This is a genomic window from Streptomyces umbrinus (assembly GCF_030817415.1).
GTDB classification, from domain to species: Bacteria; Actinomycetota; Actinomycetes; order Streptomycetales; family Streptomycetaceae; genus Streptomyces; species Streptomyces umbrinus_A.
This window is the reverse complement of record NZ_JAUSZI010000002.1, coordinates 8,610,167-8,634,917: the sequence shown is the minus strand read 5'-3', so window position 1 is coordinate 8,634,917 and position 24,751 is coordinate 8,610,167. Positions and strand designations below refer to the sequence as shown.

Genomic DNA, 24,751 nt, shown 5'->3' with positions numbered 1-24,751 from the left:
CCGCACCCGACCGAACAACCTAAAGCCGCTCAACAATCGTCACGTTCGCCTGACCCCCGCCCTCGCACATCGTCTGCAACCCGAAGCGCCCACCCGTCCGCTCCAGTTCATGCAGCAACGTGGTCATCAGCTTCACACCGGTCGCTCCCAACGGATGCCCCAGGGCAATGGCGCCCCCATTGACATTGACCTTGTCGGGATCCGCCCCGGTCTCCTTCAGCCAGGCAAGCACCACGGGCGCGAACGCCTCATTGATCTCGACGAGGTCGATGTCACCGATGGCCATCCCGGCCTTCTTCAGGGCGTACGCGGTGGCCGGAATCGGCGCCGACAGCATCCGTATCGGATCCTCCCCCCGCACCGACAGATGGTGAACCCGCGCCCGGGGCGTGAGCCCGTGTTCTCGCACGGCCCGTTCGGAGGCGAGCAGCATCGCGGCCGCGCCGTCGGACACCTGGGAGGAGCAGGCGGCGGTGATGGTGCCGCCCTCGACCACCGGCTTCAGCCCGGCCATCTTCTCCAGCGAGGTGTCCCGGCGCGGCCCCTCGTCCACGGCGACGTCCCCGAACGGCACGACCTCCCGCTCGAAACGCCCCTCGTCGATCGCCCGGACCGCCCGCTGATGCGACCGCAGGGCGAACTCCTCCTGGTCCCGCCGGCTGATCCCCCACTTCTCGGCGATCAGCTCCGCGCCGTAGAACTGGTTGACGGGCCGGTCGCCGTACCGCGCCCGCCACCCCTCGCTCCCCGCGAACGGCCCCTCCGTGAGCCCCAGCGGCTCCGCGGCCAGGCGGGAGGCGAAGGCGATGGGGATCTGCGTCATGTTCTGGACGCCGCCCGCGACCACCAGGTCCTGGGTGCCGGACAGGACACCCTGCGCGGCGAAGTGCACGGCCTGCTGCGAGGACCCGCACTGCCGGTCGATCGTCACCCCGGGCACCTCCTCGGGCAGCCCGGCGGCCAGCCAGGCCGTCCGCGCGATGTCCCCGGCCTGCGGCCCGACGGTGTCCAGGCACCCGAAGACGACGTCCTCGACGGCGAGCGGATCGACACCGGACCGCTCGACCAGGGCCTTCAGCACATGCGCGCCCAGATCGGCGGGATGGACCCCGCCGAGGCCACCCTTCCGGCGCCCCACGGGCGTACGGACCGCTTCGACTATGTAGGCCTCGGCCATGACAACTCCTCGGGCTCCTCAGTGGGTCCAATGGGTTCAGTGGGTCCAGTGGTTGAGCAGGTTCAGTGGGTTGAGCAGGTTCAGTGGGTTACGTCCGTACGGCGATCCCGTCGAGGACCATCGACAGGTACTGCCGGGCGATCTCCTCCGGGCTGTGCTGTCCGCCGGGCCGGTACCAGGACGCGGCGACCCACACCGTGTCGCGCACGAACCGGTAGGTGAGCCGGATGTCGAGGTCGTCCCGGAAGACCTCTCCGGCCACGCCCCGCTCCAGCGTGGCCAGCCACGTCTTCTCGAACTTGCGCTGCGACTCGGCGAGGAACGCGAACCGCTCCTGCGCGACGAGATGCTTGGACTCCCGCTGGTAGATCGCGACGGCCGCGCGGTGCCGGTCGATCTCCCGGAAGGACTCGGTGACCAGGGCCTCCAGCGTCTCGCGCGGGCCGAGCTCGGCCTCCAGGACGGTGTCGTACCCGTCCCACAGCTCGTCCATGAAGGTCCGCAGAATCTCCTCCAGCATCGATTCCTTGGAGTCGAAGTGGTAGTAGAGGCTGCCCGCGAGCATGCCCGCGTGGTCCGCGATCTTGCGGACGGTGGTGGCGTTGTAACCCTGCTCGGCGAAGACCTCGGCGGCGGTGTCGAGAAGTTCGCGGCGGCGGGCGGGCGCGGCGGTCACCTGGGGCTTCTTCTTGGTAGGCACGGTTCCATTGTGGTCCTGGTCCCGGTCCCGGGAGCGCCGGCCACCGACCGCCTACGCATGCTGGCTGCTCACGGAGACGATCTCGCCGGTCATGTACGAGGAGTAGCCGGACGCCAGGAACACGATCACGTTGGCGACCTCCCACGGCTCGGCGTACCGCCCGAAGGCCTCGCGGGCCGTCAGCTCCTCCAGCAGCTCGGGGGTCGTCACCTTCACCAGATGCGGGTGCATGGCGAGGCTCGGCGAGACCGCGTTGACGCGCACGCCGTGCTCCGCCGCCTCGATCGCCGCACACCGGGTGAGCGCCATGACCCCGGCCTTCGCCGCCGCGTAGTGCGCCTGCCCGGCCTGCGCACGCCAGCCGACGACCGAGGCGTTGTTGACGATCACGCCGCCGTGTCTGCCCTCGTGTCCGCCGCCCTGCCCGCCCTCCCGGAAGGCGCGCAGGGCCGCGCGCGTGCACCGGAAGGTGCCGTTCAGCGTCACGTCGAGCACCTTCGACCACTGCTCGTCGCTCATGTCGGCGAGGGCCGAAGTCCCGCCGAGACCGGCGTTGTTGACGACGATGTCGAGCCGCCCGTGCTGCCGCACGGCCGTATCGAAGAGCGCCTGCACCTGGGCCTCGTCGGTGACGTCGCACGCGAGCGCCGAGACGCCCTCGAACTCCCCGGCCAGCTCGGCCTCGTACTCCTTGAGTCGTCGTGCGTGCGCGTCGCTGATCAGCACGCGCGCGCCCTCCTCCAGGAAGCGGCGCGCGGTGGCCCCGCCGATGCCCGCGCCCGCGGCGGCGGTCACCACCGCGGTGCGTCCCTTCAGCAGCCCGTGCCCGGGCACGTATGCCGGACTCTCGACGCCTGTCATGACGCCACGCTAACCTACCAAACACTTGTTAGGGAAGGATCGCCGCTGATGGACCTCGACTTCACGGCCGACCAGGACGCCTTCCGCGCCGAGGCGCGCGCCTGGCTGCACGCGCACGTCCCGTCGCCGCCGCTGCCCTCCCTGGAGACAGAGGAGGGCTTCGCCGCACACCGCGCGTGGGAGGCCGAGCTCGCCGCGGACCGCTGGTCGGTGGTGTCCTGGCCGGCCGCGTACGGCGGACGGGACGCGGGGCTCGTACGGTGGCTGATCTTCGAGGAGGAGTACTACGCGGCGGGCGCACCGGGCCGGGTCGGCCAGAACGGCATCAACCTCCTCGCGCCGACCCTCTTCGACCACGGCACGGAGGAACAGCGGGCCCGGATCCTGCCGCCGATGGCCTCCGGCGAGGTCGTCTGGGCGCAGGCCTGGTCCGAGCCCGAGGCCGGGTCCGACCTGGCCTCCCTCCGGTCCAGGGCGGTGCGCACGGACGGCGGCTGGCGCTTGAGCGGACAGAAGACGTGGTCGTCGCGGGCCGCGTTCGCCGACCGCGCGTTCGGCCTGTTCCGCAGCGAGCCCGACACCCCGAAGCCCCACCAGGGCCTCACCTACCTGATGTTCGACCTGCGCGCGCCGGGCGTGACCGTCCGCCCGATCGGCCGCCTGGACGGCAAGCCGGCCTTCGCCGAACTCTTCCTGGACGACGTGTTCGTGCCGGACGAGGACGTGATCGGCGAGCCCGGCCGGGGCTGGCGGGTCGCCATGTCGACGGCGGGCAACGAGCGCGGCCTGACGCTCCGCTCCCCCGGCCGCTTCCTGGCCTCGGCCGACCGCCTGGCCGCGCTCTGGCGGGCGCACGGCCGGGACCCGTTCACCCGCGACCGGGTGGCCGACGCGGTGATCGGCGCCCGCGCCTACCAGCTCTTCACGTACGCGGGCGCCTCCCGTTTCCTCGACGGAGAGCCCATCGGCCCGGAGTCCAGCCTGAACAAGGTCTTCTGGTCCGAGTACGACATAGCGCTCCACGAGACGGCCCTCGATCTCCTGGGCGGGGAGGGGGAGTTGACGGACGGCACCGACGACGAGGGCGGCGGCTGGACCGAGGGGTACGTCTTCTCCCTCGCAGGCCCCATCTACGCGGGCACGAACGAGATCCAGCGCGACATCATCGCCGAACGCCTCCTGGGCCTGCCGAAGGGACGCCGCTGATGCGTTTCCTCCTGGACGACGAACAACGCGCCTTCGCCCACTCGCTGGACGCCCTGCTGACGGCGGCGGACACCCCGTCGGTCGTACGGTCGTGGGGCGCCGGTGACCACACGGCCGGGCGGGCCCTGTGGTCCCGTATCGCCGACGCGGGAGTGTTCGCGCTGGCGGTCCCCGAGGCGTACGAGGGTGTCGGGCCGCTCCCCGTCGAACTGGCCGTCGCCTTCGTGGAGTTGGGGCGGCACGCGGTACCGGGCCCGCTGGTGGAGACGGTGGCGGCGGCCGCGCTGCTGACGGAACCGGGCCTGGCGAAGAGGTTCCTGCCGGGGCTGGCCTCCGGGGAGACGATCACGACGGTGGCCGCCACGGACGGCTTGTACGCGCTGGACGACTCGTACGCGCTGTACGACTCGTACGCGTTGTACGACTCGTACGCGTTGGACGGGGACGCGGCGACGACCCTGCTCGCTCTCGACGGCGGCGGACTCCGGCTGGCCCCTGGGCACGGCCCGGTCCGTACGTCCATCGACCCGGCCCGGCGCCTCACCCGCCCGGAGCCGGGCGGCGAACTCCTCGCCACCGGCCCCCAGGTCGCCGCGGCCGCCGCCCACGCCCTGACCTGGGCCCGGCTCGCGACCGCCGCGCAGGCGCTCGGTGTGGGACTGACCCTGCTCGACAGGACCGTGGCGTACGTCAAGCAGCGCAGCCAGTTCGGTGTCCCCATCGGCTCGTTCCAGGCGGTGAAGCACCGACTGGCGGACGCCAAGGTCGCGTTGGAGTTCGCGCGCCCGCTCCTCTTCGGCGCGGCGCTGACCATGGACCCGGCCGACGTGGCCGCCGCCAAGGTCACGGCCTGCGAGGCGGCGTACACGACCGCCCGTACCGCCCTGCAACTGCACGGCGCGATCGGCTACACCGCGGAGTACGACCTGTCCCTGTGGCTGACCAAGGCCCGCGTGCTGCGCACGGCTTGGGGTACCCCCGGTGAATGCCGCGAGCTGGTCCTCAAGTAGCTGAGCCCTTCAGCAGCTCAGCCCCTCAGCATCTGCGGGCTCAGTGGTGGTGGTCGTCGCTGCTCGTGAGCTCGCGGTACTCCTCGACGGTCGGCTTGGGGATCTGCGCGTTCTGTCCGTACATGGCCCGGGCGAGCCGCGTCCGCAGCCGCTGGGAGGGCTTGACCTTCCGCTCGACGCCGTTCGCGTCGACGAGCGGACCCACGTCGTAGGGCACGTCCTGCTCGTGCTGGGTGAGAGTGAACCGCTGGGCCGGGGTGAGGGGTTCGTGCACCTCGACGAACTCTCCGTGCGGCAGCCGCCTGATGACGCCGGACTCCCTGCCGTGCAACACCTTGTCGCGGTCGCTGCGCTGGAGCCCCATGCAGACGCGTCTGGTGATGATGAAGGCGATCACCGGGACAACGAAGAAGGCGATCCGTACGAACCAGGTGATCGAATTGATGGACAGATGCAGATGCATGGCCACGATGTCGTTGCCGCCGCCGATCAGCAGGACGCCGTACAGACTCAGCCAGGCGACGCCGAGCCCGGTGCGCGTGGGGACGTTGCGGGGCCGGTCCAGGATGTGGTGCTCGCGTTTGTCCCCGGTGATCCACGCCTCGATGAACGGGTAGACACCGATCGCCACCATGATCAGCGGGAAGAGGGAGAAGGGGATGAAGACGCCCAGCTGCAGGGTGTGGCCCCAGGCGTTGATCTCCCATCCCGGCATCACCCGGATCAGTCCCTCGGAGAAGCCGAGATACCAGTCGGGCTGGGCTCCTGTGGTGACCAGATCGGCTCGGTAGGGCCCGAAGGCCCACACGGGATTGATCGTCGCGATCGCGCCCATCATCGACAGCACGCCGAAGACCAGGAAGAAGAAGCCGCCGGCCTTGGCCATGTAGACCGGCATGAACGGCATGCCCACGACGGACTTCTGCTCGTGGCCGGGCCCGGGGTACTGGGTGTGCTTGTGGTAGAAGACCAGGATCAGGTGGGCGACGACCAGGCCGAGCATGATCCCGGGCAGCAGGAGGACATGGATCGGGTACAGCCTGGAGATGATGTCGTGTCCCGGGAACTCCCCTCCGAAGAGGAAGAACGCGAGATACGTGCCCACGATCGGCACGGACAGGATCGCGCCCTGTGCGAAGCGGAGGCCGGTGCCGGAGAGCAGGTCGTCGGGGAGCGAGTAGCCGGTCAGGCCGGTGATGATCCCGAGGAACAGCAGGGTCCAGCCGAACAGCCAGTTCAGCTCGCGCGGCTTGCGGAAGGCGCCCGTGAAGAACACGCGCATCATGTGCACGAGCATTCCGGCGACGAAGACGATTGCCGCCCAGTGGTGGATCTGCCGGATCAGCAGTCCACCGCGCACGTCGAAGCTGATGTCGAGGGTGGACTCGTACGCCCTGGTCATGATGATGCCGTTGAGGCGTTCGTACGAGCCGTTGTAGACGACCTCGGCGGCGCTGGGCTCGAAGAAGAGGGTGAGGTAGACGCCGCTGAGGATCAGGATGAGGAAGCTGTAGAGGCAGACCTCGCCCAGCATGAAGGACCAGTGGTCCGGGAACACCTTGCGCATCTGGGTCTTGGCCAGGGAGTAGATCCCGAGCCGTCCGTCGGCCCAGTCCGCCACCTTCTCGCCCTTGCCCGTCTGTGCCGCTCGCCCGTTGCTCCGCGCGTCCATTCGTGGCCCTCCCCATAGGCTCAGTTCAGAGTGTCACGGGGTTCTGCGAAGCCAAAGGGGTTGTGCGGGTCCACGATTCGGCTGCGGGCCGGTGGGGGTTGTTCGCGCAGATCCCCGCGCCCCCAGGAAGGACGTGGCTGAGGCCGTATGTCAACCGCGCCCCGTCAGGGGCGCGGGGAACTGCGCGAGCAACCCCCACCGGTCCGCAGCGAATCCACCGGCTCAGGCACTCCGTGTCACTCGACGATCCCCGCGGCCCGCGCCGCGGACAGCCATCGTGGGAATTCGCCCAGCAACCGGTCGTACAGCTCCCCGTCGGAGACACCCCGGCGGGGATCCGAACCCGCGTGGAAGAACCCGGCGTTGTCCACGACCCGCTTCCCCGGAACGGCCAGGTCGTCAAGCCGGCGCAGGAAGTCGAACTGCTTGCTGGACGGGTCCCCGAAGCCGATGAACTGCCAGAACAACGGCAGCTTCGCAGCCTTGCACAGGTACCGCTCCGCGGCGAGCTTGTTGATCGGGCCGCCGTCGGTCTGGAAGACGACCAGGGCGGGGTCCTTGGAGCCACTGTCGAGGTAGTGGTCGATGACGGCGTCCATCGCGAGGTGGTAGCTCGTCTTGCCCATGTGCCCCAGCCCGGCCACGATCCGCTCCACACGCCCCGCGTGACTGTCGAGCGCGATGTCGGTCACGGCGTCGACGTCCGTGGAGAAGAAGACGACCGGCACGGTCCCGTCGTCGTCGAAGTGCGCGCTCAGACCGAGCACACGGTCGGCGAGCGCCTGCACGCTGCCGTCGGAGTAGTACGGCTTCATCGATCCCGAGTAGTCGACGACGAGATAGACGGCGGCCCGCTGCCCGCTCAGTCCGTGCTTGGTGAGGGAGACCCCCGCGCTCTTGTAGAGGCTGACCAGCGCGGGCGCGGTCTCCTCGACCTTGGTGAGGCTGATCCCGGCCATGCGGGCTCCTTCCGGCCATGATCCGACCGGGTGAGCCTAACCGGCCGCCCGCTCCCGGAACGCCGGCAGCTCGAAGAGCCGCCGCCGGGCCCCGTCACCCATCAACTCGACCAGCGGGAAAACCAGTTCCCACAGATCCTCCTTCTCCACGCCCACGGCCAGCGCGTCGAGGTCGGAATCGGACAGCGCCCCCGCGGCCTTCGCGACGATCCGCCGGGCGGTCGGCGGCAGCGCCGCGACCATCGGGAGGAACTCCGCCCACAGCCCGGTCGCCACGACCCCGCGGACGAGCCCGTCGAGCACCGCGCGGTCCCGCAGCGCGGGCAGCGCGGCGACGGCCCGCAGCTCGTCCTCGTCGAGCGCGGCCACGATCGGCAGGAGCGACTCCCACAGGTTCTGCTCGGCGGTGGTGCGGACGAGGGAGTCGAGCCGGGCCTCGGGCTGGGCGGCGGTGAGGGAGGCGATGCGGGCCCGCTGTTCGCCGGAGGCCATGCTCGCGACGGCCATGGCCTCCGGCCACAGCCCGCCGTCGGCGGCGGACGCGATGACCGACGACACCCGCTCCTCGCCCAGCAGCTCGACGATGCGGCCGAGCCGTTCGGGATGGTCGATGACGAAGCCGGTGAGCAGCAGGGTCGCGTCGTCGAGCCGCGGCAGGATCCGCAGCAGCGCGGAGTCCCGCAGATGCCCGACGAACCGGCCCATCGTGAGGTGGTCGCGGCGGTCGGCGAGGACGAGGGCGATCCGTACGACGATGTCGTCGTCCAGTCTGCCCATGATCCCGGCGATCCGGCGCGGGTCGACGTGGTGGCAGCAGCGGGCCGTGAACTCGGGAGGGAGCCGCTCGATGATGTCGGCGGCGCGGCCCGGTTCGAGGCGTCCGGCGAGGGCGGCGGCGAGCTGGGGCCCGAGTGCCTTCTGCGAGATGCCGACGGCGATACCCGCGGGCAGCAGCCTGGTCTTCGCGGCGATGCGGTCGAGGATCCGGGGGGGGCATCGTCGAAGAGCGCGGCGACGGATCTCTCGCGGAAGGCGCGCACGTCCTCGACGGGCAGCTCTTCGAGGAACGCCAGCTGCCGGGGTTCGACGTCCAGCAGGCGGGCGAGTTTGAGGATCTCGGCCCTGCTGCGCAGTGTGTCCATGCGGGAGGGGTCTCCTGGCTAACGGAAGAGCATCCGGCGGAGGGGTTCCCTGGTCAGGGCCGGTACGAGGGTCAGGGCGTCCTCGACGGCCTCGTTCAGCCCGGATGCCCGGCGCTCCCGTGCCCGGCGCAGTGCCAGCGTGAGGGTCTGGGCCTGTGTGTCGTCCAGTGATCCGAAGCTCTCCGGTGGTGGGGCGCCCAACTCGGCCCGCAGCAGCGCCAGTTCTTCCGCGCTCACAGGTCCTCCCCCGATGCTCACTGGTTTCTCCACCCGATGCGGCACGGCACTCCGGGCCGATCGTACTCTTTGCCCATGAAACGCGCTGGCCGTCTGATGTTCGTCGCCGTCCCTCTCGTCGCGGTGACGGTGTACGTCGCCGTGCCCGGCGAGAAGGGTGACGACGGCCCCTCCGACACCCGGAGCTCCTCCCCGTCGACCTCCTCCGGGTCGGCCGCGGACCTGGACTCCCCGAAGATGAAGGAGCTGGCCCAGCGGATCGTGTCGAGTGCCGAGAACTCCAGCCTCGACTGGCGCGCCCAGTACGACTACGTCGAGGACATAGGCGACGGCCGTGGCTACACCGCCGGGATCATCGGCTTCACGACCGGCACGCACGATCTGCTCAAACTGGTCGAGCTGTACACCGAGTCCCATCCGGACAACGCCCTGGCCCGCTACCTGCCCGCTCTGCGCGCGGTGGACGGCTCCGACTCCCACGAGGGCCTGGACCCGGGCTTCACCGAGGCCTGGAAGGAGGAGGCGCAGAAGGACGCCTTCCAGCGCGTCCAGGACTCCCAACGCGACCGCGTCTACTTCGGCCCGGCGGTCCGCCTCGCCAAGAGTGACGGCCTGGGCGCCCTCGGCCAGTTCATCTACTACGACGCCATGGTCATGCACGGCCCCGGCGACCCCGGCTTCCACGGCATCCGCGAGCGCGCCATGGCCGAGGCCGACACCCCGGCGGAGGGCGGCGACGAGCAGAGCTACCTCGACATCTTCCTGGACACCCGCCGCGAGACCATGAAGTCCGAAAAACGCGACACGACCCGCGTGGACACGGCTCAGCGAAGGTTCCTGTACGACGGCAACCTGGACCTCCGCACCCCGCTGGAGTGGAAGGTGTACGGCGTGACGTACCGCGTGCGCTGACCGACATCAACCCAACGCGGAAACGGGCCACTTCTGGAATCATGTCGCTGTTCGGCGCCGGTCGGCGAGGGGGTACCGAGTGAGGTCCGGGGGACACGATGCACGGTGAGTTCCAAGGACGGCGCCGAGCGCTGCTGATCGGCGTGACGGCGACTCCGTTCCTGGCCGACGATCCGTTGCTCGGCGAGGAGTTCGACACGCTGGACTGTGCGGAGCGCGATGTCGCGCTCGTATCGGAGGCTCTGGATCTGTCCGGCTACACGGTCACCGAGCACCACGCGGGCCGCGTCTCCGAACTCAAACTGGGCAAGAACGGACTCAAAGGCGAACTGCACCGTTTCTTCGTCTCGTGCGAACCGGGCGACACGGCGTTCGTCTATATCTCCTGCCACGGGGTGACGCTGGGCGGCCGTGATTTCCTGCTGGCGGCGGACGCACAACCGGGTGATCCACGCGCCGACGGGACCCCCATGCTTCTCATGGACTCGCTGCTCGGGGCCGACCCGGTGGGACTGCAACTGAGCGGTCTGAAGAAGGGGGTCACCGCAGTCATCTGCCTGGACACGTGCCGGACGGCGGACCTCCTGCCGGACGAGGAGGTCTCGACAGGAGTGCGGGCACCCGCTCAGGACGTGGTGTGGTTCTACAGTTGTGGTCCCGGACAGCGTGCGTACGCCGACCGGGAGAACGGCAGCTGGTTCGCCCAGGGGCTGGCGCAGGCGCTGTCGCCCGACAGTCCGCCGACGACGTTCGGTGACGTCATGCGGCACACCGAGCAGGAGATGCGCCGGCTGGCCGGTGACGAACCGGTCGATCCGCCCACCGTCAAGCATCTCGCCCCGCACGGGCGGATCGTGGACACCCTCGAACTGTGCAAGGGGTTCAAGGAGCCGCTCCCCTGGGCCGAGATGGTCACGAAGTCCGCGCTGTGGGAGCACACTTCGGGCGGCGAGGCGGTGCACGCCCGCGTCAAGGCCGGTCTCACGGAACTGGTGGAACGCGTCGGGCGGAACCTGCGAGGTGCGGGCGCGCACAAGAACGATCCGTGGCGGGATCCGACGTATCCGGCCCGCTTCGAGCGCAGGCTCGTCGGTCTCGTCGAGCGTGCCCGGCTCAAGGAACTGCGGGCACCCCTGTCTCCGGCCGAGACGGCGGTGCTGCTCGCCGCACCCCTGGTGTACGAGGACATCACCGCCGTCGCTCTGGAGGATCTGCGGCAGGTCCTGGACCGGCGCCGACCGGACGGAGCCGAGCCCGACGAGCACCTAGACGCACACGCACAGCTGGTCGCCGCCGCCGTCGAAGACGTGCGCCGGGCCCACAAACAGGTGCAGGGCACCCTGGAGACCCTGCGGGGACGCGGTCTCGTCGCACAGGCCGATGCCGCCGAGCACTGGCTGCGCCATCGCTTCATCGCGGACTGGGACCCCCTGTGGGAGCGCACCGGGGGGTACGAGTCCGTCAACACCCTCCTGTCCGGGCTGGCCGGCGTGATCGCCGACTCCGCCGAACCGCTGCCGCCCGGGCGGGCGTCGGAGCAGTCGCTGCGACTCATCGACCGCCAGATCCGCCAGGTGTTGGGCCACTTGACCGTGGAACCGGCCGACCGCCCCCGTATCAACGACTCCGACAGCGACAGCTGGAGCAGATACGACCCGGTTCCGGGCGGGAAGTGGCGCGGCCAGGAACTCGCTCAGCTGCTGTGGACGGCGGGGCTGCTGTCGGCCGATCCGCGCCGGATGTCCAGCGTGCTCGTCAACCACCTCGGAGCGCACGAACGGCTCGATCCGCAGACGGTGGTCGAGGCGCTGTCCGAGGAGTTCGACTTCGCGGTCGTCGGTGACCTCAGCGCTGACGCGTACGGCCTGGATGTCCGCTTCCACTGCCCGCATCCCGCGCTGCACGCGGCCGTCGAGGAACTCGCGGGCAGGGCCAACGCGGCGGTGGCCGCGATCCGCAGCCGCTGGCGGGAGCAGCGTTCCAGTCCGCCGTCGCTGCTGCGCGGTCTGCCCGAGCGCGTCACCGCCGGCCAGCTGGTGCCCGAGTCGGGGCAGTACACGGTCCCGCTGGAACGCTTCCGGCTCGCCGAGGACGAGATCCGCCCCCTGCTGATGGGCGCGCAGTTGTACGGCGACAAGATGCTCGCCGTCCGCGAGCTGTACCAGAACGCGCTGGACGCCTGTCGGCTGAGGGACATGCGCGACCAGTACGGCCGGTCCCAGGGCGAGGCTGCCACGGAACGCTGGGAGGGTGAGATCGCCTTCACGCAGGGCTGGGACGAGAAGGGGCGGCTCTACATCCAGTGCGAGGACAACGGCACGGGGATGAGCCGCACCAAGCTCACCTCGATGTTCGCCCGTGCGGGAAAACGCTATGAGCAGGACCCCGAGTTCATGCAGGAACGACGCGAGTGGCGGCGCGCGGGCCTCAAGCCGATCGCGCTCAACTCCCGTTTCGGCATCGGCGTGTTCAGCTACTTCATGCTCGCCGAGGAGGTCGTGGTCCTCACCGCCCCGGTCAACCGCTACGGTCTGCGGGAGTCCCTCGACCAGGCCTCGCGTGCCGACATCCAGTCCGGCTCGGGCCTGTTGAGCATCACCCCGGGCAAGGGCGCACCCGCCCACGGCGGCACCCGGGTCCGGCTCTACCTCGCCCTGGCCAAGGATGAGCAGCCACCGTCCCTCGTGGAGACCCTCCAGTCACAGTTGTGGGTGAGCGACTACGCGGTGACAGCGGTGGAGTACGCGCAGGACGACTCGGCACGGGAGGTCCGGAGCCGGTCCTGGAAACCTGGCAGGCTGAAGGCCGCAGCCGACTGGCGCGGCCCGGCGGTCCAGGCGGACGGCACCGACGTATGGCTCGTCCAGGGCGAAGGTCAGCTGCTCCTCGACGGAGTGGTGATCGAGGACGCTCCCCGCGCATACGGATGCGTCGTCAATCTCCGGGAACGACACCGGCCGGTACCGAGTGTGGACCGCAACGACCTCCTGTCGTTCGACGAAGACGCCGTGCAGGAGGAGGTGCTCGCCGCGGCGCCCAAGGCCGCGGCCCAGTGGAAAGAAGTGTCGCTGCGGCGGCTGTGGCGGCTCGCCGAAGAGGCGCCGCCCCTGGCGGTGGCGGTGCTCGACGCCCTCCCCCAGGAAGTGATGGCGACCCTGGAACCGGCCGGCAACGACGTCCGTCTTCTGCGCGGGCGACTGCGGTTGACGACGACGGGCTGTCTGCCGGTGGACCACCGGCTTGTGTCCTCGACACACGATCTGGAGTTGCTGGGAACGGACCGTCCGTACGAGAACGACCTGCTCCGTCAGTGGCGGATGACGAGGCTGGAACATGCCCCACTCGCTGATCACGAGTTCTCACCGCCCGGGTATCCCGTCGCCACGGGGCTTGACGCCCTGCTCTTCGTGGGCATCCCGTCCCCGGACTGGGGATGGGCTCCGGCGGTGAAAGCCGCGGCTCTGGCGAGGATGCCCCTGCGAGCCGCGGTCAAGGCACTGCGCCGGTATGCCATCACGGGTGTGTACGTCCCCGCGGCCACCGACATCCGGTCCCAGCTCGCTGTCGAACTCACGCCCGCCACAGCCGATCTCTACATCGCATATCGCGATGTTCTGGGGTCTCCTCACGAGAGTGCCGCGGTGCATGCACCACTGTTGATCATCTCCGAAAAGTACGACCTCCCTTTGGGTGACTGCCTGCCTCTGCTGGGCCGGCTCCAAGGGCTCGACCCCGGCCTTCCTCCGCTCCCGGAGCTGGAGGGATCCCTCGCCGCGGAGCGCTTCACCTTCGACGAAACGCGAGTGCTGGCCGGCGATGCGGCTTCCGACTGGCTTCCGTCGAGGAGATGGAGTCCCGGCGCGGTTTCCATCACCCATCTCAAGGACCGCGTAGAAACACTCTTCGCCAACTCTTCGCCGGACGCCGCGGCGCTCCTGGCCCGCGTTCGTCGTCTGGCCCCCCTTGGCTTCTCCATATGGGGAGAACATGAGGAGTCATCAAGTGACGACGGCTCTCTGACAGCGGCCGAACATATGCTCCTGGCGGTCAGGACCTCGACGGGGAATCCGTGGGTGGACGGGTGCCTGACCCTCCCGCAGGTGCTGCTCGCCTCCTCACGACTCAGGATTTCGCTGGGCGAGGCGGCAAGACTTCTCGCCGAGTCATCCGCCACCGCCGCCATGCGCGTTCCCACCGTTCCCGCGGAAGCCGCCGCCTGGACCCCGCCGTACTGGGTCATCTGAGGGGCCACGAAGTTTCCGGACAGGTACCCAATAGGGTTGTCCTGAACAAGGAAACGAGGAAGAAGTGGCGCCACCCAGTAAGTACTCGCCGGAGTTCCGCGAGGAAGCCGTCCAGATCGCGTTGAGGTCGAGCAAGACGATCTCTGAAGTCGCCCGGGAGCTTGAGCTGAACTCGGAGACGCTACGCGGCTGGGTGAAGAAGCACCAGAAGCAGCAGGAACCGGCCCCCGATGCGGAACTGACGGTGAACGAGCGGGCGCGCCTGAAGGAACTCGAACGACGCAACCGCGAGCTGGAGATGGAAGTTACCTTCCTGAAAAAAGCCGCAGCGTACTTCGCGAAGGATCCCCGGTAGCAAGCAAGTACGAGTTCATCGACGAGATGCGGCTCGACACCGAGGAGTACGCCTACAGCGTCGAGTTCATGTGCGGCCGACTCGGCGTGTCCAGGTCCGGCTACTACGACTGGCGATCCCGCCCGGAATCCGCAACGGCCCAGCGGCGCGAAGAATTGAAACTGCTCATCAAGAAAGCCTTCGACATATCCGACAGCACCTACGGGCACCGGCGCATCCAGGCTCAACTGGATCGCTGGGGCGTCGCCGCGGGCATGGAGCTGGTCCGCTGCCTCATGCGTGAACTGGGCCTGGTGCCCTGCCAGCCAAGGCCGAAGAGGTTCGGCCTCACCCAGGCCGCAGCCGGCCAGGTACCGGATCTGGTGGGCCGTGACTTCACCGCAGATGCGCCTGGCGAAAAGCTCGTCGGTGACATCACCTACATCACGACCGGGGAAGGCTGGCTGTACCTCGCGACGGTCATCGACTGCTGCACGAAGGAAGTTATCGGTTACGCGATGGACGACCACTACCAAACCTCGCTGATATCCAGGGCGATCCGCAACGCGGCACGGAACAGAAGCCTCTCGGCGGGAGCGATATTTCACTCGGACCGCGGAAGCAACTACATGTCAGCCGAGTTCGGGAAGACGCTCAACCGGTTCGGACTGCGCAGGTCTTCCGGCCGTACCGGGATCTGTTTCGACAATGCCATGGCCGAATCGTTCTTCGGCGTGTTGAAGAACGAGCGCGTATCTCGGGTCACTTACCTGACCCGAGAGGCTGCCCGGCAGGACATCACTCGGTACATTGAATTCTGGTACAATCGCAAACGCCTCCACTCGGCGGTGGGTTACCGCCCTCCACGTGAAGTCCACGCCGAGTACGAAAAGTTGCGAATCGCCGCGTGAAATAGACAGTCAGACGCCTGTCCGGAAAGCACGTGGCCCCTCACATCCGTGTCATGGAGGAATGGCCAGAACCGCACCAGGCATTCGGGCCCTGGGAACTGATCGACGCCTATCTCCACGAACACCGGAACCAGACACCCCGGGGTACCGCGGAATTCAGGGAAGCCGTGACAGCGCTTGACGCCTGCGGTCTCCTCACAGCCTCCCCGTCCTGGAATCACGACGCACTGATACGGCAAGCGACGGCGCCACCTCTCGACGGCCTCCCCCCGTACGGATACACGGGTTCCGCGCTGGATGCGGCTCCTGTGTCCCTCGCCTACTGCCTGTCGCTCGTCAACAACAGGACCGGCAGAGTGGGCGAGGCCCTGGACCGGTTGAAGGCCGCGAGAAAACATCTGCCCCTCCACCTTCCCGACATGACGGCAGAGGCCCGTTCGCTGCAATGCAGCGCCTACGACCGGCATACGCTTCTCGACCGATCATCCGGCATCATGGGAATCCCCGCATTCCGCAGCCTGACGATCCGGGACCTCCTCGAACACGCCCACTCCGACGGCGGCACGCTCTCCCAATCGGTCCACCACCTCTCCCGCTTCACCGCCATCGGCGCCCCGCCCCTGCCCGGCGACTTCACAGGCCCCGACGCCGAGACCCTCGCCGACTTCGAGCCCGACCGCTTCGACCTCGCTGCCTTCGATCCCGGGCTGCTGGGCCCCGGCACACTCGGCCCTCTCGAACTGGTCCTGGTGGCAGGCCGTTTCGGGTGGACGCTGAAGCGGACGTACGACCGATACGCCCCCTTCCGCTGTCTCGGCCTGAACGTCGAGGTCGGCGAACCCACGCGGCACGAAGCCGAGATGACTCCCACGTGGTATGACGTGGTCATCCTCAGCGAGCAGTTGACCGGGCGCACTCCAGCCCTGTCCGGAGCCGTCACGGCGGACCACATCGCCCTCTGCTCGGAGGAGACGGACCTGTCGGAGGCCGAGGTACGCGAGCGCCTGCGACGGTATGCCACTCTCTTCCAGCTCCAGCCCGAGGAAGGCCAGAAAGCCAGTTGAGCCCACTCAACCCGTACAACACGGGCCCGCATCACACCGCTCCGGCCGCCTTCCAGTGGACGCACGGTGTCTCGAACGGCAAGGAGCTGCACGAAGCGACCGGTGCCTGCCCGGAATGCGGCTGTGTGATGACCAAGCGCTACACGACCGGCCAATACACCCAGCCCAAAGGTGGTTTCCTCGGCCGTCGCAAGGGTCCCGGCCCTCAGCCCTTCAGCACCCTGTGCCAGTGCACCTCCCTGCATACGGACCGTCCTGAAGGCGTTCAGGTCGGCTGCGGCGCTCGTATCACCATCGCCTCCTGGCTGGACGGTGCCTCGCAATGACGTACACACGTGCTCAGCTGGACGATGCCGACCGCCGCATCGAGGAGATGTTCGGCTCCGGACAACAACTGGCAGCCGCACTCCACCAGGCCGAGGGTTACCGCAACTTCGTGGCCTCGCTCACCGGGCTGCTCACAGCCGTGTTCGTGCTCAAGGGGCAGGAGGATCTGAACAAGCTGGATGCCGGCCCGCGCTGGGCGGTCGTATCGCTCCTCATCACCGGATTCCTGGCGCTCATCGTCGCTTCGTGGCTCGGTGTGGTCGCCGTGCACGGGCGCCCTGGCGAGGAGTTCTACGGCGAGCCGAACCGTCTCCTGGACTACGAAGCCGGGCGCACCCGGCGCATCTGGGTGCTCGTCGAGTGGTCGCGGTGGCTCGCCCTCATCGGTGTCCTCGCGGTGGCGGCCGCCGTGATCGTCACCTGGGCAGCGCCCGGCAAGTAGCCAAGGCAAGTGGGCCCGCGGAACCCCGGACGCACCACGGCGCCCGCCATCGTCCGGTCGGGGACAAAGAGCAGGCGCCGCGTTCAGTTCCGTACGCCTTTGTACGGGACGTCTTTGGGGTGGAGCGTCAGACCATGAGGGAGCGGTCCGTGGGGCGGATCGGGGCCGGCAGTTCGCTCTCCCCGGTCAGGAAGCGGTCGACCCCGCGGGCGGCCGAGCGGCCCTCCGCGATGGCCCAGACAATGAGGGACTGACCGCGGCCGGCGTCACCGGCGACGTACACGCCGGGGACGTTGGTCGCGAAGTCGGCGTCGCGGGCGATGTTGCCGCGCTCGTCCAGGTCGAGGCCGAACTGGGAGACGAGGCCGTTCTCCTGATCGGTGCCCGTGAAGCCCATCGCGAGGGTGACGAGCTGGGCCGGGATCTTGCGCTCCGTGCCCGCCTTCTGCGTCAGCTTGCCGTCCACGAACTCGACCTCGACGAGGTGCAGCCACTGCACGTTGCCGTCCTCGTCGCCCTCGAAGTGGGTGGTGGAGACGGAGTAGACCCGCTCGCCGCCCTCCTCGTGCGCGGAGGTGACCTTGTAGAGCATGGGGAACGTCGGCCAGGGCTGGTGCGGAGCACGGTCCTCGCCCGGCTGGGGCATGATCTCCAGCTGCGTGACGGAGGCCGCGCCCTGACGGTGGGCGGTGCCCACGCAGTCCGCGCCCGTGTCGCCGCCGCCGATGACGACGACGTGCTTGCCCTCGGCGGTGATCGGGGGCGCCACGTAGTCGCCCTCCTGCACCTTGTTGGCGAGCGGCAGGTACTCCATCGCGAAGTGGATGCCGTTGAGCTCGCGCCCGGGGGCGGGCAGGTCGCGGGAGACGGTCGCGCCGGCCGCGATGACCACGGCGTCGTACCGCTTGCGCAGGTCCGTCGCCTTGAGGTCGCGGCCGATCTCGATGCCCGTACGGAAGCGGGTGCCCTCCGCGCGCATCTGCTCGATGCGGCGGTTGATGTGCCGCTTCTCCATCTTGAACTCGGGGATGCCGTAGCGCAGGAGGCCGCCGACGCGGTCCGCGCGCTCGTAGACCGCCACGGTGTGGCCCGCCCGGGTGAGCTGCTGCGCGGCGGCCAGACCGGCCGGGCCGGAGCCGATGACCGCGACCGTCTTGCCGGAGAGGCGCTCGGGGGCCTGGGGCGCGACGTCGCCGCTGTCCCACGCCTTGTCGATGATCGAGACCTCGACGTTCTTGATGGTCACGGCGGGCTGGTTGATGCCGAGGACGCACGCCGACTCGCACGGGGCGGGGCACAGCCGGCCCGTGAACTCCGGGAAGTTGTTCGTGGCGTGCAGGCGCTCGGAGGCGGCGGACCAGTCCTCGCGGTACGCGTAGTCGTTCCACTCGGGGATGAGGTTCCCGAGCGGACAGCCGTTGTGGCAGAACGGGATGCCGCAGTCCATGCAGCGCGAGGCCTGCGTGGGGATGATGGGGAGCAGCGAGCCCGGAACGTAGACCTCGTTCCAGTCCTTGAGACGCACGTCCACCGGACGGGTCCTGGCGACCTCGCGGCCGTGGTTGAGAAAGCCCTTGGGATCAGCCATTGGTCGCCGCCTCCATCATCTTCTCGGTGATCTCGGTCTCGGTGAGACCGGCTCGCTCGGCGGCGTCCTTGGCGGCGAGCACTGCCTTGTACGTGCTGGGGATGATCCTGCTGAAGCGCTCCACCGACACGGCCCACTCGGCGAGGAGCTTCTCGGCGACCGTGGAGCCGGTCTCCTCGGCGTGGCGGCGCACGACGTCGTGCAGCCACTGCTTGTCGGTGTCGTCGAGCTCCTCGACCGCGCCGAGGTTGCCGACGTTGACGTTGTCGCGGTTCAGGTCGATGACGTACGCGATACCGCCCGACATACCGGCCGCGAAGTTGCGGCCCGTCTCGCCGAGCACGACCGCGTGACCGCCGGTCATGTACTCGCAGCCGTGGTCGCCCACGCCCTCGGAGACCACCGTCGCGCCGGAGTTGCGGACGCAGAAGCGCTCGCCGGTACGGCCCCGGAGGAACAGCTCGCCGCCGGTCGCGCCGTACGCGATGGTGTTGCCCGCGATCGTCGAGAACTCGGCGAGGTGGTCGGCGCCCCGGTCGGGACGGACGATCACCCGGCCGCCGGAGAGGCCCTTGCCGACGTAGTCGTTGGCGTCGCCCTCCAGGCGCAGCGTCACACCGCGCGGCAGGAAGGCGCCGAAGGACTGGCCGGCCGACCCGGTGAAGGTGATGTCGATGGTGTCGTCGGGCAGGCCCGCGCCGCCGAACTTCTTCGTCACCTCGTGGCCGAGCATGGTGCCGACCGTGCGGTTGATGTTGCGGATCGCGACCTGGGCGCGCACCGGCTGGGCACCGGTCGCGGAGTCCGCGGCCAGCGCGTCGGCGGCGAGCTTGATCAGCTCGTTGTCGAGCGCCTTCTCCAGACCGTGGTCCTGCTCGATGACCTGGTGGAGCGGGGTGCCCTCGGGCAGCTCCGGCACGTAGAAGAGCGGGGAGAGGTCCAGCCCCTGTGCCTTCCAGTGGGTGACCGCCCGCTCCACGTCGAGGAGCTCGGCGTGGCCGACGGCCTCCTCGATCGTGCGGAAGCCCAGCTCGGCGAGGATCTCGCGGACCTCCTCGGCGATGAACTCGAAGAAGTTCACCACGTACTCGGCCTTGCCGGCGTACCGGTCGCGCAGCACCGGGTTCTGCGTGGCGATGCCGACCGGGCAGGTGTCCAGGTGGCAGACGCGCATCATGACGCAGCCGGAGACGACGAGCGGCGCGGTCGCGAAACCGAACTCCTCGGCGCCGAGCATCGCGGCGATGACGACGTCACGGCCGGTCTTCAGCTGGCCGTCGGTCTGTACGACGATGCGGTCGCGCAGGCCGTTGAGCAGGAGCGTCTGCTGGGTCTCGGCGAGGCCGAGCTCCCAGGGGCCGCCCGCGTGCTTCAGCGAGGTGAGCGGGGAGGCGCCCGTACCGCCGTCGTGGCCGGAGATGAGGACGACGTCCGCGTGCGCCTTGGACACACCTGCGGCGACCGTGCCGACGCCGACCTCGGAGACCAGCTTCACGTGGATCCGCGCCTGCGGGTTCGCGTTCTTCAGGTCGTGGATCAGCTGGGCGAGGTCTTCGATGGAGTAGATGTCGTGGTGCGGCGGCGGGGATATCAGACCGACGCCCGGGGTGGAGTGCCGGGTCTTGGCGACCCACGGGTAGACCTTGTGGCCGGGCAGCTGGCCGCCCTCGCCGGGCTTGGCGCCCTGGGCCATCTTGATCTGGATGTCGTCCGCGTTGACCAGGTACTCGGAGGTCACACCGAAGCGGCCGGAGGCGACCTGCTTGATGGACGAGCGGCGCGCCGGGTCGTACAGACGGTCCGCGTCCTCGCCGCCCTCGCCGGTGTTGGACTTGCCGCCCAGCTGGTTCATGGCGATGGCGAGCGTCTCGTGGGCTTCCTTGGAGATGGAGCCGTAGGACATGGCGCCGGTGGAGAAGCGCTTGACGATCTCGCTCGCCGGCTCGACCTCGTCGATGGAGATCGGCTCGCGGCCGGACTTGAACCCGAACAGGCCGCGGAGCGTCATCAGGCGCTCGGACTGCTCGTTCACGCGGTCCGTGTACTTCTTGAAGATGTCGTAGCGGCGGGTGCGCGTGGAGTGCTGGAGGCGGAAGACCGTCTCCGGGTCGAACAGGTGCGGCTCGCCCTCGCGGCGCCACTGGTACTCGCCGCCTATGTCGAGGGCGCGGTGCGCGGGCGCGATGCCGCTGGCCGGGTACGCCTTCGCGTGGCGGGCGGCGACCTCCTTGGCGATGACGTCGATGCCGACGCCGCCGATCTTGGTGGCCGTACCGATGAAGTACTTCTGGACGAAGGCCGTGTCGAGACCGACGGCCTCGAAGACCTGGGCGCCGCGGTAGGAGGCGACGGTCGAGATGCCCATCTTGGACATGACCTTGAGGACGCCCTTGCCGAGCGCGTAGATCAGGTTGCGGATGGCCTGCTCGGACTCCATGCCGGGGAGGAACGTTCCCGCCCGGACGAGGTCCTCGACTGACTCCATCGCGAGGTACGGGTTGACGGCCGCGGCGCCGAAGCCGATGAGGAGGGCCACGTGGTGGACCTCGCGGACGTCGCCGGCCTCGACCAGCAGGCCCACCTGGGTGCGCTGCTTGGTGCGGATGAGGTGGTGGTGGACGGCCGCGGTGAGCAGCAGCGAGGGGATCGGCGCGTGCTCGGCGTCGGAGTGACGGTCCGAGAGGACGATCAGCCGGGCGCCGTTCTCTATGGCGGCGTCGGCCTCGGTGCAGATCTCCTCGATGCGGGCGGCGAGCGAGTCGCCGCCGCCGGAGACCCGGTACAGGCCGGACAACGTCGCGGCCTTCATGCCAGGCATGTCGCCGTCGGCGTTGATGTGGATGAGCTTGGCCAGCTCGTCGTTGTCGATCACCGGGAAGGGCAGTGTGACGCTGCGACAGGACGCGGCGGTCGGCTCCAGGAGGTTGCTCGCGGGGCCGAGGGAGGAGCGCAGCGAGGTGACGAGCTCCTCGCGGATGGCGTCCAGCGGCGGGTTGGTGACCTGCGCGAACAGCTGGGTGAAGTAGTCGAAGAGCAGGCGGGGGCGCTCGGACAGGGCCGCGATCGGCGAGTCCGTGCCCATGGAGCCGAGGGGCTCGCCGCCGGACTTGGCCATCGGCGCGAGGATGACGCGCAGCTCTTCCTCGGTGTAGCCGAAGGTCTGCTGACGACGGGTGACGGAGGCGTGCGTGTGCACGATGTGCTCACGCTCCGGGAGGTCCTCCAGCTCGATCTCGCCGGCCTCCAGCCACTCCGCGTACGGGTTCTCGGCGGCGAGGCCTGCCTTGATCTCGTCGTCCTCGATGATGCGGTGCTCGACGGTGTCGACGAGGAACATGCGGCCGGGCTGCAGGCGGCCCTTGCGGACGACCTTCGCGGGGTCGATGTCGAGGACGCCGACCTCGGAGCCGAGGACGACGAGGCCTTCGTCGGTGACCCAGTAGCGGCCGGGGCGCAGACCGTTGCGGTCCAGTACGGCGCCGACCTGCTTGCCGTCGGTGAAGGTGACACAGGCCGGGCCGTCCCAGGGCTCCATCATCGTGGCGTGGAACTGGTAGAAGGCGCGGCGGGCCGGGTCCATGGAGTCGTGGTTCTCCCACGCCTCCGGGATCATCATCAGCACGGAGTGCGGGAGCGAACGGCCGCCCAGGTGCAGGAGTTCGAGCACCTCGTCGAAGGACGCGGAGTCGGAGGCGTCGGGCGTGCAGATCGGGAAGACGCGGTCGAGGCCCTTGTCGCCGAACAGGTCGGAGACGAGCTGGGACTCGCGGGCCACCATCCAGTTGCGGTTGCCCTTGACCGTGTTGATCTCGCCGTTGTGCGCGACGAAGCGGTACGGGTGGGCGAGCGGCCAGCTCGGGAAGGTGTTCGTGGAGAACCGGGAGTGCACGAGCGCGATCGCGGAGGCGAAGCGGCGGTCGGACAGGTCCGGGAAGAAGGGCTCAAGCTGGCCGGTGGTCAGCATGCCCTTGTAGACGATGGTCCGGGCGGAGAGCGACGGGAAGTACACGTCGGCCTCGCGCTCGGCACGCTTGCGCAGCACGAACGCCCTGCGGTCGAGATCGATGCCCTGGCTGGATCCGTCCGTCACGAAGAGCTGACGGAAGAGGGGCATCGTCGAGCGGGCGGTGGCGCCGAGGAGTTCGGGGGCGGTCGGGACCTCGCGCCAGCCGAGGACCGTCAGACCCTCGTCGGCGGCGATCGTCTCGATCCGTGAGACGGCCTCGTCGGCGGTGTCCTCCGGAAGGAAGGCGATACCGACCGCGTACGAGCCCGCCTCGGGCAGCTCGAATTCGGCCACCTCGCGGAAGAAGGTGTCGGGCACCTGGGAGAGGATCCCGGCCCCGTCGCCGGAGTCGGGCTCCGAGCCGGTCGCGCCGCGGTGCTCCAGATTGCGGAGCACGGTCAGCGCCTGCTCGACCAGCGCATGGCTCGCCTCACCGGTGAGGGTGGCCACAAAGCCGACGCCACAGGCGTCGTGCTCGTTGCGCGGGTCGTACATCCCCTGCGCGGCAGGGCGAGCATCCATGAAGGACCAGTTCTGGCCATTCGCGGAGTGCTGGGACGGCTGGCGCGGCGTACGCATCGGCTCTCCCGTCGTCGTCGTGGCATATGCAAGTGCCGAGGGACGACGTTGGCCCTCTGCGAAAGGTGCAAAATTTCGTGCAGGTTACATGATGGAGCCGTTCTCGGGAACCGGATACGGCGTTCCAGCATGCGGACGCCGCGGGTCGCGGCGGAGGCCGCTCGTGGCGGCTGAACAAGGGGACCTTTTCGGACAGATCAATGACCGTCGGCCCGATCGCGGCAGGCAACGTCACCCAACGCTTCAATTGCTGTGCAGGCGTCATTGCCCGCAGCGCTTACGGCTCATGCCCAGTGGTTAAGGATTCGAAACCGCCGAGTAACGACTACTTATGCAGTCCCTTGCATAGCTGCTCGACTCAGCGGCGCGCGGGTCATCCTACGGCCGTACCGAACAGCGTGCCCAGGGCGTACGTCACACCGGCCGCGGCACCGCCCAGCGCGAGCTGCCGCAGTCCGCTGTACCACCAGGACTTCGCGGTCACCCTGGACACGATCGCACCGCACGCGAAGAGCCCGAGGAACGCGAGCAGCAGAGCGGGCCACAGGGCGGTCGCGCCCAGCAGGTAGGGGAGTACGGGGAGCAGGGCGCCCAGGGCGAACGAGCCGAAGCTCGACACGGCGGCGACGGACGGCGAGGGCAGGTCACCGGGATCGATGCCCAGCTCCTCGCGGGCGTGTATCTCCAGGGCCTGCTCGGGATCCGTCGACAGCTGCCGGGCGACCTCACGGGCGAGATCGGGCTCGACACCCCGCGCCTGGTACAGCTCGGCGAGCTCACGCTCCTCGTCCTTCGGGTGCTTCCTCAACTCCCGCCGCTCGACGTCGAGTTCGGCCTCGACGAGCTCGCGCTGCGAGGCGACGGAGGTGTACTCGCCGGCCGCCATGGAGAAGGCGCCGGCGGCCAGCCCCGCGAGCCCGGTGATGACGATCGTCCGATGGGACACGGCACCGCCCGCCACGCCCGTCATCAACGCCAGGTTGGAGACCAGACCGTCCATCGCACCGAAGACGGCGGGGCGCAGCCAGCCGCCGCTGACGTCCCGGTGCGTGTGGTTGTCGCGGTGCGCCTCGTGAAGCGTCGCCTCGGTCTCGACGATGGCCATGCCTGGGTCTCCCAAAGTGCTGCTCGGACTGTGCTACTTGGACTGTTTCTACTCTTGGACAACACCCAAGCTACGCTCGAAATTTCGCTCCCGCCAGCAAGGAAGGCCGTACTTACCTGGGCTTTCACCACCCTTCGCTCATCCGTAGAGACCTGCGCACAAATGTCGACCGGGTGACGCTGAGCCGCGCGAGGCTCCGCCGAACCACTTGGTGGGGACAGATCCGCAAAGGGTCCCTCAGACCTTCCGGGACCCCGCGATGGAGAGGCACCGTC

18 protein-coding genes are annotated in these 24,751 nt (G+C 69.0%); 8 read left to right on the top strand and 10 right to left on the bottom strand.

The window, feature by feature from the left end:
* Window positions 1–19: 19 nt before the first annotated feature.
* The 3 genes from QF035_RS38115 to QF035_RS38105 all read right to left on the bottom strand — a co-directional run bounded on the left by QF035_RS38115 (window position 20) and on the right by QF035_RS38105 (window position 2,738).
* The gene (locus tag QF035_RS38115; RefSeq protein ID WP_307525546.1) at window positions 20–1,177 is read right to left on the bottom strand and encodes an acetyl-CoA C-acetyltransferase; all 1,158 of its coding nucleotides are present in this window, start codon (window positions 1,175–1,177) and stop codon (window positions 20–22) included.
* Between the two features lie 88 nt (window positions 1,178–1,265).
* A complete protein-coding gene (locus tag QF035_RS38110; RefSeq protein WP_269651263.1) occupies window positions 1,266–1,877 on the bottom strand; it encodes a TetR/AcrR family transcriptional regulator in 612 nt (203 codons plus the stop codon).
* Window positions 1,878–1,928: 51 nt separating this feature from the next.
* Window positions 1,929–2,738 (bottom strand): SDR family oxidoreductase, encoded by an 810-nt coding sequence (locus QF035_RS38105; protein ID WP_307525544.1) that lies wholly within the window; start codon window positions 2,736–2,738, stop codon window positions 1,929–1,931.
* 48 nt (window positions 2,739–2,786) lie between these two features.
* On the opposite strand from QF035_RS38105, the gene QF035_RS38100 reads away from it, so the two are divergent.
* Complete coding sequence (locus tag QF035_RS38100) at window positions 2,787–3,944, top strand: acyl-CoA dehydrogenase family protein (RefSeq protein ID WP_307525542.1); 1,158 nt, start codon at window positions 2,787–2,789, stop codon at window positions 3,942–3,944.
* Entirely contained in the window at window positions 3,944–4,954 is a 1,011-nt protein-coding gene (locus QF035_RS38095) for an acyl-CoA dehydrogenase family protein (protein ID WP_307525540.1), read from the top strand. The genes QF035_RS38100 and QF035_RS38095 overlap by 1 nt, the downstream gene beginning before the upstream one ends.
* Window positions 4,955–4,994: 40 nt before the next feature.
* Here the strand turns inward: QF035_RS38095 and qcrB are convergent, their stop codons facing one another.
* The 4 genes from qcrB to QF035_RS38075 form a co-directional block, all read right to left on the bottom strand.
* Window positions 4,995–6,626, bottom strand: coding sequence for a cytochrome bc1 complex cytochrome b subunit (qcrB, locus tag QF035_RS38090; RefSeq protein ID WP_307525539.1), 1,632 nt, complete (start codon window positions 6,624–6,626; stop codon window positions 4,995–4,997).
* A 236-nt stretch (window positions 6,627–6,862) separates the two neighbouring features.
* Complete coding sequence (locus QF035_RS38085) at window positions 6,863–7,585, bottom strand: vWA domain-containing protein (protein ID WP_307525538.1); 723 nt, start codon at window positions 7,583–7,585, stop codon at window positions 6,863–6,865.
* Window positions 7,586–7,621: 36 nt separating this feature from the next.
* Window positions 7,622–8,362 (bottom strand): hypothetical protein, encoded by a 741-nt coding sequence (locus QF035_RS38080; RefSeq protein ID WP_307525536.1) that lies wholly within the window; start codon window positions 8,360–8,362, stop codon window positions 7,622–7,624.
* A gap of 383 nt (window positions 8,363–8,745) precedes the next feature.
* A complete protein-coding gene (locus tag QF035_RS38075; protein ID WP_307525535.1) occupies window positions 8,746–8,964 on the bottom strand; it encodes a hypothetical protein in 219 nt (72 codons plus the stop codon).
* A 75-nt stretch (window positions 8,965–9,039) separates the two neighbouring features.
* Here QF035_RS38075 and QF035_RS38070 point away from each other — a divergent pair, with 75 nt between their 5' ends.
* The 6 genes from QF035_RS38070 to QF035_RS38045 all read left to right on the top strand — a co-directional run bounded on the left by QF035_RS38070 (window position 9,040) and on the right by QF035_RS38045 (window position 17,198).
* Window positions 9,040–9,876 carry a chitosanase gene (locus tag QF035_RS38070; RefSeq protein ID WP_307525534.1) on the top strand — a complete coding sequence of 279 codons (837 nt, stop codon included), beginning with the start codon at window positions 9,040–9,042 and terminating at the stop codon, window positions 9,874–9,876.
* Between the two features lie 98 nt (window positions 9,877–9,974).
* Window positions 9,975–14,120, top strand: coding sequence for an HD domain-containing protein (locus tag QF035_RS38065; RefSeq protein ID WP_307525532.1), 4,146 nt, complete (start codon window positions 9,975–9,977; stop codon window positions 14,118–14,120).
* Between the two features lie 64 nt (window positions 14,121–14,184).
* Window positions 14,185–15,365 (top strand): IS3 family transposase gene (locus QF035_RS38060; protein ID WP_307517772.1). Its coding sequence is split into 2 segments (ribosomal slippage): window positions 14,185–14,449 and window positions 14,449–15,365, totalling 1,182 coding nucleotides; the frame shifts between segments, so codons are not numbered across the junction.
* Window positions 15,366–15,418: 53 nt separating this feature from the next.
* Window positions 15,419–16,429: a wHTH domain-containing protein gene (locus QF035_RS38055; RefSeq protein ID WP_307525530.1), complete on the top strand. Its 1,011-nt coding sequence runs from the start codon at window positions 15,419–15,421 to the stop codon at window positions 16,427–16,429.
* Window positions 16,426–16,755: a hypothetical protein gene (locus QF035_RS38050; protein WP_307525528.1), complete on the top strand. Its 330-nt coding sequence runs from the start codon at window positions 16,426–16,428 to the stop codon at window positions 16,753–16,755. The genes QF035_RS38055 and QF035_RS38050 overlap by 4 nt, the downstream gene beginning before the upstream one ends.
* Entirely contained in the window at window positions 16,752–17,198 is a 447-nt protein-coding gene (locus QF035_RS38045; RefSeq protein WP_307525527.1) for a hypothetical protein, read from the top strand. Before QF035_RS38050 ends, QF035_RS38045 begins: the two co-directional genes overlap by 4 nt.
* A gap of 127 nt (window positions 17,199–17,325) precedes the next feature.
* Here the strand turns inward: QF035_RS38045 and QF035_RS38040 are convergent, their stop codons facing one another.
* The 3 genes from QF035_RS38040 to QF035_RS38030 form a co-directional block, all read right to left on the bottom strand.
* Window positions 17,326–18,786, bottom strand: a complete 1,461-nt coding sequence (locus QF035_RS38040; protein ID WP_307525525.1) for a glutamate synthase subunit beta — start codon at window positions 18,784–18,786, stop codon at window positions 17,326–17,328.
* Window positions 18,779–23,371 carry a glutamate synthase large subunit gene (gltB, locus tag QF035_RS38035; RefSeq protein ID WP_307525523.1) on the bottom strand — a complete coding sequence of 1,531 codons (4,593 nt, stop codon included), beginning with the start codon at window positions 23,369–23,371 and terminating at the stop codon, window positions 18,779–18,781. Before gltB ends, QF035_RS38040 begins: the two co-directional genes overlap by 8 nt.
* Before the next feature lie 373 nt (window positions 23,372–23,744).
* Window positions 23,745–24,476 (bottom strand): VIT1/CCC1 transporter family protein, encoded by a 732-nt coding sequence (locus tag QF035_RS38030; protein ID WP_307525521.1) that lies wholly within the window; start codon window positions 24,474–24,476, stop codon window positions 23,745–23,747.
* Window positions 24,477–24,751: the final 275 nt, after the last annotated feature.